This is a genomic window from Acetobacterium fimetarium (assembly GCF_014284475.1).
Lineage (GTDB): Bacteria > Bacillota > Clostridia > Eubacteriales > Eubacteriaceae > Acetobacterium > Acetobacterium fimetarium.
Map to the genome: position 1 here is coordinate 134,609 of NZ_WJBC01000002.1, position 11,975 is coordinate 146,583.

Here is an 11,975-nt window from a genome sequence, read left to right on the forward strand (position 1 = left end):
ATTTTTATATTTACAGTCTTGGTACTCATAATCAGTTTGTTGTATGGATTTGCTGGAGGGGGGTCGTCAGCAGTCAATGATGGTGTTGTAAATGAGTACGATCAGAAAACAACGATCGATTCGTCATCAACTTCCAGTACGGTCGATTCGAGTTTGCAACTCAATGCGTCAAAGATCATCTATTCTGGAAATATCAGTCTTTATACTGAGGATTATCAGAAAACATTTAATGAAATTGGTGAATTTGCGGTGGCACAGGGTGGATTTGTGCAGAACTCAAGTTCTTCTTGTGCCGATCAAACTGAAAATGTTGAGACAAACTCAGGCTATTTAACCATAAGGGTACCATCGACAAAATTCAATGAATCCATGAAGGAAATCGAGACATATGGAACCGTAATCAGCTCCAGCATCAATAGTACAAATATTTCTCAGGAGTACCAGGATATAAAAGGTCAATTGGACAATCTGAAAATTGAAGAAGCAAGGCTTCAGGGATATTTGAATCAGGCAGTAAGTTTAGGTGATTTGCTCCAAATTGAAAGTGAACTCAACAGAGTTCGAACTGAAATTGATAAACGAACGACACTAATTAAAAATTGGGATACTGAAATAGCCTATTCCACAATTTATATTTCTGTGTATGAAAAAGTGCTTGGGGCAAGTAGCATTGTATCACCTTTTTCAGGATTTGTTCAAAAATTAACAGAAGGTTTCATTGCTTCAATCAACTTTTTGTTGAACATCATCGCTGTACTTATCCTTCTGTTTGTCAGGCTCATTCCCTTTGTGGCAATACTGGGAATCGGCTATCTGATTTATAGAAAAGTTAGACAGTTTAAAAAGAAAAAGAATTTATAATCCCTGGAAAGGTTTTGAGTTCGAGCTGTCAGGAATAAGTCTAAGAGAAAAATGTCAACACAGTCAAACAGTGTTGACATCAATGCGATAATACGATATGATTTCAACTAATAATAAGGATAGCCAGTTCTTACCGGCTGGTTTACAGTTAACAGTTGATTTTAAAAACTCAGCGGAGGTTGAAAATGAGAATAGCATCGATCACCAGCAACTCTTCTAATTTTTATAACAGTATCCAAAAAACATCAGAGAAGCAAAAGGATGGCGTTTCGGAGAGTATTCAGAAACAAATAGATAATCTGAAAGCACAAATGACCAGCATTTCAGAAAATGAAGACATGTCGGTAGAAGCAAAAATGGAAAAAAAGAAAGAATTGCAGTCAATGATCGATGAGTTGAATAACCAGCTGACGCAAAGAAAAATTGAAGTTCAGAAACAAAACCAGGAAGAGAAAGCGGAAGCAATTGACAACTCTGATTTAAATATACAGCAGACAGTGAACACTAACCAAGTCGCTTCCAGCATGGATGAAACTTCAATGAAGAGTCTGATTGGTGCCGGCATTGCCATGTCCCGGATAAATAAGGCCGAGAGTGTAAAGACAAACATGAAAGGTGAGGCAGGGGTTCTGTCTGAAGAAATAAAGCTTGACAGTGCAAGAGGTCGTGATACCGATGGCAAACAAAAGCGGCTCAGCAAAATTAAAGGAAATATCAGCAGTATTTCTGTCAATAATGCGGCAAGACTTTCGGATGTCAATAAGGAAATGGAAGAAACAAAGGGAAAGAAATCAGAAAAAGAAGCTGACAGAATTGAAAATGTCAATGATCAGATCGAAACGAAAAAAGCTAAAAGCAGTTCAATAAAAAGCGAAGCGGACGAAAAAGCGATGGTGGATGAGAATGACAAAATGCCGACAGTAATTGATAATGTTTTTGTTCCCTATGATTCGATGGACCTCATAGTCTGATTAGTATCAAAAGCAAAATAAAGCTAGGGTTAATGATTGATTATTGACAATTCATGAATTTGTCAAAGATTGAGCATTGACCTTTTTATTTTTTGCCATAAAGCAATTTTTTACTTAAATCTTTATTAGTAGAGACTGATCTCTTTTTGTTTAACAAATTCTAAAAATGATCGGATTGCTCCAGTTTGATAAAGTCTCTTATTATAGGCACAATAGACAACGCGTGTTTGAAGATCGATATCCAGTGGAATGATCTTAAGGTCGAATTGCGCAATCAATGGAAGATCTTCGATAATCCCCACGCCAAAACCTTCCGAGACAAATCCTCCGATAGAAGTTTCATCATTTAATGCAAAAACGACACGAGGTTCTATATTATAGTTTTTAAAAATGTTTTTAACAAGAACCCCCAGTGAATTAGAATGGCTGTTATAGGTGACGATAGGGTACGCAGATACTTGCTTTAAAGTCACCTTTTCAAATTTAGCCAGTTCATGTTTCTTGGGAACAATGATGACTACTTTCTGGGTTAAAATAGGGAAAAATTCCAAGTCGGATTCGTTCTTTACATAAGAACTAAAGACAATGTCGAATTTTCCTGATTTCAACCCTTCTATAACGGTAGAAGTGGGAGAACTGAACAGGTCAAAAGTTGTTTCAAAGTGATATGTTTCAATGTACTCTTTGATTAATTTAGGCATATAGCTTGAACCTATTGTATAAATATAACCGATATCAACCTTTCCGGTTTGCACATCTTCATTTTTCTTTACAATCTTAATTCCTTTTTCTAGTTCTGACAAAGAAGAATCGGCATATTTTAAAAACTCCACACCGTTTTCAGTAAGAGAAATGATTCGGCCGCTTCGTTGAATAAGATTTGTACCCAATTCTTCTTCTAAAGAAGAAATAGAATAACTCAAACTTGGTTGGCTGATATGTAGTTCCTGTGCAGCTTTTGTGAAATGTTTTACTTCAGAAAGCTTTTTAAAATAATATAACTGATTTAGATTCAAGGCAATATCCTCCTCTTCCGTACAAGCGTAATTTTATAATAGAATCTCTTTATAAAGCAATAGATAATTCAAATTATAAAATTTATCTATAGATTCATAGATATTTAGTATTGGCTTTTAAGCAAGCTGCTCAATTATAATGTGTCCATACACAGTTAGTTTTTTGATTCGTGTAAAGGTTCACACAAAAGAACTGCAAAAGGGAGGATATTATGGAATATTTAAAAGTTAAAGGCATTGAAAAGCAAGTATCAAAGTTGATCATGGGCACAGCCTGGTTCGGACCGTCATTTGAAGATGAAATTTTTCGGATGATGGATACCTATGTTGAAGCAGGTGGTACCGTTATTGATACGGGACGATTCTATGGAGTTGCTCAATCTGAAAAAATACTGAAAAAGTGGTTTGATGGAAGAAACAATCGCAAAGATCTGGTTATCGTAGACAAATGCTGCCATCCAATTATTACTCCGGACGGAGCACATCATCCTGATTACTGGCGAGTAAAACCGGATTTAATCACAGATGATTTGCATTATAGTTTGTTTCATACGGGCTGCGATTTCTTTGATCTATATTTAATGCATCGTGATGATGAAAACGTACCAGTTGGCGAAATTATCGATCGTCTGGAAGAACACAGAAAAGAAGGCTTGATCGGAGCTTATGGTTTATCAAACTGGGAATTGCCGCGAGTCCAGGAAGCTGTGAAATACTGTGAAAAGAAAGGATATCAGGGGATTTCTGTAAATAACCCTTCTTATTCATTGGCTAAAGTCAGAAAAACGAGATGGCCGGGTTGTGTTTATGCTGATGATGAATATGCACAATGGCATGAAGGCAAAGATGTGACTTTATTTAGCTGGGCTTCGCAGGCACATGGTTTTTTTGCTGACATTTACAAAAGAGATGGCAGCGCTCCACAGGACATTCAGGAGGCGTTCTTCTTTGATGATAACTTTGAGCGTTTGCGTCGGGCACAGGAATTGGGTGCTGAAAAAGGCGTTGATTCAATCAACATTGCACTTGCTTATGTAATGTCTCAACCATTCCCAGTTGGAGCCATCATCGGAAGCAGAAGCAAAAAAGAATTTGAATCTTGTGTAAAAGCACTCGATGTAAAATTGACACAAAAAGAATTAGATTACTTGTGCTTAAAAAGTGATGTACGCTAATTTGTAAAAAGAAGAGGAGAATTTATTATGGAAAAAACAAAATCTGTTGTTAACAGGACTGTCGTCTTCACTGCTGCATTTTTTATTATATTTGTCTGTTCGGGTTCAGCAGCATTTTCGGTATTTGTTACCCCTTTAACCCAAGCCACCGGAGCAACTGCTGCTCAAGTATTGATTACCCTGACGATTTATCAGTTTGTTATGTCACTATTTGGCGTAATTTCAGGAAAAATCGTCGATGTGTTTGGCCCCAAAAAGTTAGTGTATATCGGAGGGCTTGTTTTTGGAATCGGCTGGGCTTTGACAAGTGTTGCTTCCAGTTTGCCAATGCTTTATCTTTCTTATGGTTTATTGGCCGGAGCAGGAAATGGATTATTATACAATCCTGCGATTAACACGGCCTTGAGATGGTACCCGGAAAAGAAAGGGACCATGTCGGGAATTCTTTTGGCGGCAGCATCGCTTGGTCCTCTGGTTCTTGCTAAAGTTGGGGCGATCTTGTGCGCACAATTCGGAACACAGGGATTGATTTTTATCGGTGGATTCTATTTTGTATTGGTGTGCCTGGTTGGTTGGAAAATGACAGCACCGGAACCGGGTTGGGTACCGGAAGGCTTTACCGCCCAGGCAGCAGCTGCTTCTGCAGGAATAGACTACACGCCGCAAGAAATGGTGAAAACAGGTACATTTTGGATTTTGCTGGTATTGTTTTCGATCGCCTGTACAGCTGGAATCATGCTGATTGGTTCTTTGTCGGCGATTGCCCAGATACAATTGGGGATGACGGCTGTCACCGCCGCTAATATGGTTGTCATTAACTGTCTATCTAATTTCGGTGGGCGTTTGATTGTTGGAAAACTCTGTGATAAAATCGGCGAACTGAAAACTCTGTCAATTATCTTTGTATTGACAATCGTCGGGTTAATGGGACTGAAGATTGCGACTGATCAGGTCATGTTTATTATTTTTCTTGTTATACTTGGTGCATCTTTCGGTGGTGTTCTGGTTGTGTTCCCGCCGCTGACAAACAAAACTTTTGGTGTTAAGAACTCGGGTATCAACTATGGGATAATGTTTTTCGGTTATTCTATCGGGGCTCTTATCGGACCTCAGATTGCGGCAAGATCGCTTGATAAAGCTTTAGGTGTTGCTGCCTACAGCCAGGCTTATGTGATCGCTGCAATTGTTGCGGTGGTAGGTCTTGGTATCACAGCAGTTTTAATTGCCAAACAAAAGAAAGAAGAAAATTCTTCTGTTACAGCAAATAACTAGATTTCAAGTGAAGGGGATTATGATTTATGAAATTTAAAGCGATGTTCAGCCCAATCGAAATCGGCCCAATGCAGGTACCAAACCGATTTGTTGTTGCGCCAATGTGCAATAATTTTGCAAATGCAGATGGAACGTTAAGTGACAGAAGCTTAGCTTATTACCGTGAGCGCGCTTATGGCGGTTTTGGATTAATTACCATCGAAGCCACTGTTGTCGATAAAAGCGCAAAGGGAGGAACCAATAAGGCCTGCCTGTTTGATGACACCACGATTGAAAGCTTCGCACGTGTTATTGATGTCTGTCATGAGGCTGGTTCAAAAATATCCATTCAGCTTCAGCATGCCGGCCCTGAAGGAAATGCAAAAGCGGCGGGATATCCAATTAAAGCGGCTTCTGCCATTCCCGCATCAGCAGGACGTGATATTCCGGTTTCTGTTTCAACAGAAGAGATCTATAATTTCATCGAATCCTTCGGTGATGCAGCATTACGGGCAAAAAAAGCTGGTGCTGATGCGGTAGAAGTTCATTGTGCCCATGGATATTTTATCGGCAGCTTTCTGTCACCAAGAACCAACAAGCGTGTTGATGAATTTGGCGGATGCTTTGAAAACAGATTGCGTCTTCCGCGTTTGATCATTGAAAATATCCGCAAAAAAGCAGGACACTCCATTGCAATTCTGTGTCGGATCAATAGTTCCGATGAAATTCCAGGTGGCCTGGATATTCATGACAGCGCAGCAATTGCTGCCTATCTGGAAGATTGCGGTATTGACGGCCTTCACGTTTCCCGTGCGGTTCACATCAAGGATGAATATATGTGGGCGCCGACCGTCATGCACGGTGGATTCAGTGCCGACTTGGTAACTGAAATTAAACGAGCCGTCAGTATTCCTGTCATCACAATCGGACGTTTTACTGAACCTCATTATGCAGAACTATTGGTACGTGAAGGTCGTTGCGATTTGGTTGCATTCGGACGTCAAAGTCTGGCTGATCCACAAACGCCGAATAAAGCTGCGGCGGGTCGTCTGGATCAACTGAATCACTGTATCGCCTGTCTGCAGGGATGTGTTCATAATATGTATCAAGGAAAACCAATTACTTGTCTTGTCAATCCATTGCTGGGCCGAGAGTCGGAACTTAAACCGGCCGTGATGCCTAAGAAAGTGATCGTAATCGGCGGCGGCGTTGCCGGAATGTACGGCGCCTCCATCGCAGCGCAACGCGGTCATGATGTGACTTTGTTTGAAGCAACCGATATTCTCGGGGGGCAAATGCGTTTAGCTGCTTATCCTCCCGGAAAAGGGGATATCACCAATATGGTCAGAAGCTATATTAAACGATGCGAATTATCTGGCGTGAAAATCCGAATGAACACCAGAGTAACGAAGGCGTTGTTTGCAGCAGAAGCTTTCGACGCCGCCATTGTTGCGACCGGTGCGATACCACTTGTATTACCGATTCCTGGTATTGAAGACTCGGGGTTAATCCATGCGGTTGATCTTCTTGATGGAAAAGAAACCTGTGGAAAAAAAGTGCTGGTTGTAGGCGGCGGTATGGTCGGATCTGAAACAGCAGCATTTTTGGGAGAACTGGGACACAACGTCACAGTGGTGGAACTTCGTGAAGATGTAGCGGCAGATGTGATCTCCGAACATCGGTTGTTCTTAATGAAGGATTTTGAAAAATATAATATTAAATCGGTCGTTAATGCAAAAGTATCCAAATTTCTCAAAGACGGCGTAGTTTACACATTGCCTGATGGAACTGAGCAGCACCTTTCAGGATTTGATACAGTCGTACTTGCAATGGGGGCTCGGGCTTACAACTCGATCGGCGAAGATGTAAAAGAAGCCATCAAAGAAACCTACATTGTTGGCGATGCGGTAAAAGCTCGACGGGCATTGGATGCCACAACAGAAGCAATGGAAGCTGCCTTGCAAATCTGATTTTGATTTATCAAAAAGAGAATTCAAAAGTTTCCGTCTGCTCAGATGAGTAGTAAATAAATAGAAAAAGAAAGCAGTAGCCATTGAAGGTTATTGCTTTCTTTAGAATACAGATAATTATAGTTTAAAAATAGTTGGACTTATTTTTCTTGTTCTGTTAGTATAATAATAAAAATAGAGTGGTAATTGCGTAGTATAACGCAAGAAGGAGGAAATGAATGGCGATTTTTGAACGTCTTGGAGACTTGTTAAAAGCAAACGTAAACGATATGCTGGATAAAGCAGAAGATCCAGAAAAGATGGTGAAGCAGATTATCATTGACATGGAAGCTCAAGTCAATGAGGCAACCCAGGGATTAGGGGCTGCGATGGGGAGTGAAAAACAGGCATTAAAACAGCTGGAATCGGCAAAAGCATCTTCAGAGGATTGGAACAAGAAAGCAAAGTTGGCTTTACAATCCGGAAATGAAGAACTGGCGAAGAAAGCCCTCGCTCAAAAAGCAAGTGTGGACCAGAGCATCGTTCAATTTCAAGCAGCTTACGATACCATGAGTATGCAGACTGCACAACTGAAAGACCAGGTGCGCCAATTAAAAGCTAAACTTGAAGAAGCACGAATGAAACAAAATATGCTGATCGCCCGTTCAAAAATGGCAGATGCTCAGAAAGGCATCAGCACTTCCTTGAACAGTACAGATAGCACGAGTGCATTTTCCAAACTTGATAAAATGGAACAGAAAGTTAATGCAAAAGAAGCGGAAGCTCAGGCATTTAGTGAAATGGCTGGTGAAAGCAACAGTGTTACGGATGAATTTGCAGCTTTGGAAACAGAAAACGCAGTGGATGATGAACTGGCAAAGCTTAAGGCCGAAATGGGAATAAGCTAGAGCCATGGAATATATAATTGGGTTACTTTTAATTATAGCAGGAATTGGATACGCCATTTATGTGTATCGAAAAAACACAAATAAAGCGCAGGAAATGCAATTTCAGCAAACAAGCTGTATCAAGGACGTGCTTGATATTGTCGGAAATTTATCGGATTTAGACGAAAACTATCGTCATTACAGCGAAGTAAAAGGTCATCTCCATAGTTTATCTGGGGATGTTGAGGCACCCTATTCGCAGCGGCCAGCCGCTTATTATGAAAACACGGTATATTCCGTGAATGAAGAAACGCGAACGGAACGGGACGATGACGGCAATACCAGAACCATAACCGATAAGGTTGAAACAGTTCTATCGAACGAGAAGAGTCCGGTTGAAATTTACCTTTCCGACAATAGCTGTGAAGAAAAAGTGTATATCGATATTGAGAGCTTTGGTAGCGATGTGGATTTGATGTCCGGCTGTGATCGTTTTGAATCAGAAGGTTCCAGTTGGGTTCGGGATAATTTCAATTTTAGTTTTTCAAATCCGAGAGGCTCCCGATTTTTGGGATACCGGTTTTTTGAAGAGATTCTTCCAGAAGATCAACCCATGTATATACTTGGAGAAATCCATAAACGGGGAAATCGTCTATATGTAGGAAGATCAACAACAACGAAAAAACCTTCGCATGTCACATATAAGTCAGAGGAAGAATTGCTGGATGATGTGAAAAAAGAAAGAGTTTTTGCAGCAGGGGTTGGAGTAGTTGGTGTGATTGCTGGCATTCTCGTGATGATATTAATGTAAAAATTTCATCATGAAGTCCTGGTTTCTTCCGGAGCTTCTCTTTTGCAGATAAACAAATGTGGTAAATGTTTGCCTGCACTTCTTGAACAAATTAGTTTGTGAATTAATATGGCGAAGAAAAAGAACCCTATTTCTCTGATGATTTATTTTATCAGGAAATAGAGTTCTTTTCTTTTTAGACTCAATCACAAAACAAGATTGCTTAGTCATCAGGAAAAGGGGCTTCAATTTCTTCTTGAAATTAGAACTCCATTTGTCTGACTAAAACAGACTCAAGGGTAGATAATTCTTTCTTCATAAGCGCAATTTCGTCATCCGTATCTGGTAAAAACTCTAATAAAATCAGGCCACTTGTGCTACAATGCGCCGCCGATGATTCATGCAATCCAAGACGCGTCTTGATAATGCAGCCATGTTTTGTCAGCAATTCTTGAACCCTTGAAGCCTCATGTTCACGATCACCTACTTGGATACCCATAATTTGTCTCATAATAAATCCTCCTTTTAAATGTAGATATTTATATTTTTGGTATATACCCAACTAGCTGTTCTTTAAATCATATTATTTTAAATAAGTGAATTAATCACCAGAAAAATATCAACGCCAGCTGGTAAACGTAGCAATGATTAATTATTGGTTTAGATTAAATGATAAAGATAGCAGTTGAAGAACTATTGAAGAGGAATTTAAAAATCAGCGATTCGGAAAATGAAGATTCCGTATGAATATATAAAATTGACTCAACAGGTGATTGGAGATATACCTGTTGAGTCAATTTTTTAGTCAGCTGAAATGATTCATTCCAGTAGATTTAAACGGTATTGCCAATTAGGAGTCACTAAGAATTAAGTTCTCGTTTTGACATTACTATTGCCAGCCCCATTAAAGAAATAAGGGCTAAACCAGCGATGACTGCATCCGTTGCTGTTGTTTCGACACCCGTTTTTGGGTTAGAAGAGGCAGCGTGATGATGTCTGAAATGCTTGCCGCACAGTGGTTCAAGATACAAGCAAGAAGCTGAAAGATCAACCGGTCCGTAGCATGGGTTAATATAAACGCCTTCATGGCCTTCAATTGCTAAAGGATTAATGCCACCAGATGTGCAAAGATCAAGGATCCCACGGTTGATGACTACCCAACTATTTGCATGCAAACCTCTTGCTTCACCGGTTACAGTTGTTGAATCAACCGTTGTGTAACCGCCATTGAATACGATGTCGTCAGCGGCGCCAATACCCCAGCTAGTGCCAGCTGCAGAATCGGTAATCACATCAAGATCGCCTTTATTGACATAAACATCGCCATATGAGTATACACCATAGGCGCCGTTTACACCAGGATTGATGGCGGTAACATCAGTATAACCACCATTGAACATGATATCACTGGTTGCAGTGGTGCCAAAGATCCCAACGGCAGCACCTGTACCAGCATTGCCGGTGGCTATGAAATCATAGTAACCACTGTCGATGCTGATGTCCTGAGTTGCACAGAGACCACCACCCGATGAAGTTGCTGTGGCGGCTCCTTCAGCTGTTAGTCTGCCGTCGCCACTTAAATTGATGCTGCCATCAACGTCAATAGCAAATCCAGCATTGGTCGTTAACTTGTTCACACCATGCAGTACCATTTTGAATAGATCTGCATTCGATACGACATCCAGTTCTTGTCCGGTGAAATTGTCAAGTGTTAATGTGTTGGCTGCAGTGTCAAATGAATAGCCAGCCCCGGTGTTGGTAACCAGAAGATTAACAACGGTGCCGCCGGTTAGCGTTAAATTGACAACCGTGGCAGCTAACGTATCGATGGTTTCATCAATGGCTGCTGTTTGAACAACTGGCGTATCAACAGCCGGAGTTGGTGCAGCTGGTGTTGTAGTAGCCGGAGTTGTTGTTGCTGGTGTTGTAGTAGCCGGAGTCGTTACAGCAGGCGTATCAACGGCCGGAGTTGTTGCCGGAGTTGTAGCCGGTGTTGTAGTAGCCGGTGTCGGTGTGTCTACGGCTGTTTTATCTGCATCAGTTGTAGCAGGTACCTCATTTGTTACAAGAACAACGGTATCTTTATCAGTTGCAGCTGCAGCCGCATCGGCATCATTAGCAGCCAGGGCAGAGACGGGAACCATCATAAACATCATGGCCATAACCATCAACAATGACAATAATTTGGACATTTTTCTCACTTTACTATTCCTCCCTTTTCTAAAAAAATTGATTTACAAAATATTTGACCTACGTTTAGGTCTTTACCTCCTTTCATAAAAATTAAAGCTTGTGATTGACATTTAATCGATAATGCCAATCGATTTAATAAATACCCGTAAATCAACACAATATTCAAACTAATCTTAAATTTTTCAAAGAAAATTATCGCCAAGAGCATTTTTTATGTTTGGAAGCCGGAAACTCACAAAAAGATCCATCAAATGATCCCAGTAGGGGGGATACTGATCGTATCCTTGCGAGTGAAAGGTTTCAGCTTCTTTAAATTGGATGATGAGATCCCAGGAAAAGGCCGGTGAAGAAGTTAGTTCACCATAGTTTTGTTTCCAGTCGATGATAAAGAGATTGTAAAATGATTTCAGAAATCGAAAACACGCTTCATGATCATAATATAGTTCAGGAAGATCGGGATAGTAACAGATAAAAGGGCCTTCAAAGGTGACACCGGTTGGCGTTCTAAAAAAAGTGATTGTTTGACTGATCTCACCCTTTTTTCGGGTGGTGACATCGATTCGGACTGTGGAATTTTGAAGAAAAGTCGTTTCTTGGCCGAAATTATTTTCACAGGCGTTGCAATGATAGCGTGGTTGTGCTGTCGGAATTACTATCGGTCCAGACTGCTTAAATTCTTTTGAATCGGCTGAATTATCTTGAATAAAAATGGTGGCGTTTTCGCTTCCGCAAATCGGGCAAATAACAGGGGTCATAAAATTCTCCTTAATGATTTTTTATCTAGATTATAGCACACATGATCGCGTATATTTAAAGAAGTTGGATTTATCTGAAAGACAATCAATCGTGAATGCAAGGCAAAACATTTATAAACATCTTGCA

The 11,975-nt window shown here is 40.3% G+C and carries 11 protein-coding genes; 7 read left to right on the plus strand and 4 right to left on the minus strand.

Translation table 11 applies throughout. The features are described 5' to 3' along the window. The first annotated feature begins 153 nt into the window (after positions 1-153). Both GH808_RS01940 and GH808_RS01945 read left to right on the plus strand, forming a co-directional pair. A complete protein-coding gene (locus tag GH808_RS01940; RefSeq protein ID WP_243166075.1) occupies positions 154-861 on the plus strand; it encodes a DUF4349 domain-containing protein in 708 nt (235 codons plus the stop codon). Positions 862-1,046: 185 nt separating this feature from the next. Then, positions 1,047-1,832, plus strand: coding sequence for a FlxA-like family protein (locus GH808_RS01945; protein ID WP_186841125.1), 786 nt, complete (start codon positions 1,047-1,049; stop codon positions 1,830-1,832). 125 nt (positions 1,833-1,957) lie between these two features. On the opposite strand, the gene GH808_RS01950 is transcribed toward GH808_RS01945, so the two are convergent. Then, positions 1,958-2,848, minus strand: coding sequence for a LysR family transcriptional regulator (locus GH808_RS01950; protein ID WP_186841126.1), 891 nt, complete (start codon positions 2,846-2,848; stop codon positions 1,958-1,960). A gap of 212 nt (positions 2,849-3,060) precedes the next feature. Between GH808_RS01950 and GH808_RS01955 the strand changes: the two genes are divergently transcribed. From GH808_RS01955 to GH808_RS01975, 5 genes are all read left to right on the plus strand, one after another. Further along, positions 3,061-4,023: an aldo/keto reductase gene (locus tag GH808_RS01955; protein WP_186841127.1), complete on the plus strand. Its 963-nt coding sequence runs from the start codon at positions 3,061-3,063 to the stop codon at positions 4,021-4,023. Positions 4,024-4,050: 27 nt separating this feature from the next. Continuing rightward, positions 4,051-5,295 carry an L-lactate MFS transporter gene (locus GH808_RS01960; RefSeq protein WP_186841128.1) on the plus strand — a complete coding sequence of 415 codons (1,245 nt, stop codon included), beginning with the start codon at positions 4,051-4,053 and terminating at the stop codon, positions 5,293-5,295. 26 nt (positions 5,296-5,321) lie between these two features. Next, positions 5,322-7,244 (plus strand): oxidoreductase, encoded by a 1,923-nt coding sequence (locus tag GH808_RS01965; RefSeq protein ID WP_186841129.1) that lies wholly within the window; start codon positions 5,322-5,324, stop codon positions 7,242-7,244. 218 nt (positions 7,245-7,462) lie between these two features. Beyond that, positions 7,463-8,131 (plus strand): PspA/IM30 family protein, encoded by a 669-nt coding sequence (locus GH808_RS01970; protein WP_186841130.1) that lies wholly within the window; start codon positions 7,463-7,465, stop codon positions 8,129-8,131. A 4-nt stretch (positions 8,132-8,135) separates the two neighbouring features. Further along, positions 8,136-8,921: a GIDE domain-containing protein gene (locus GH808_RS01975; RefSeq protein WP_207722228.1), complete on the plus strand. Its 786-nt coding sequence runs from the start codon at positions 8,136-8,138 to the stop codon at positions 8,919-8,921. A 241-nt stretch (positions 8,922-9,162) separates the two neighbouring features. Here GH808_RS01975 and GH808_RS01980 read toward each other — a convergent pair whose 3' ends face one another. The 3 genes from GH808_RS01980 to GH808_RS01990 all read right to left on the minus strand — a co-directional run bounded on the left by GH808_RS01980 (position 9,163) and on the right by GH808_RS01990 (position 11,848). After that, positions 9,163-9,411 (minus strand): CPF_0552 family protein, encoded by a 249-nt coding sequence (locus tag GH808_RS01980; RefSeq protein WP_186841132.1) that lies wholly within the window; start codon positions 9,409-9,411, stop codon positions 9,163-9,165. A gap of 349 nt (positions 9,412-9,760) precedes the next feature. Beyond that, a complete protein-coding gene (locus GH808_RS01985) occupies positions 9,761-11,101 on the minus strand; it encodes an LPXTG cell wall anchor domain-containing protein (protein ID WP_186841133.1) in 1,341 nt (446 codons plus the stop codon). Between the two features lie 174 nt (positions 11,102-11,275). Then, entirely contained in the window at positions 11,276-11,848 is a 573-nt protein-coding gene (locus tag GH808_RS01990; protein ID WP_186841134.1) for a hypothetical protein, read from the minus strand. Positions 11,849-11,975: the final 127 nt, after the last annotated feature.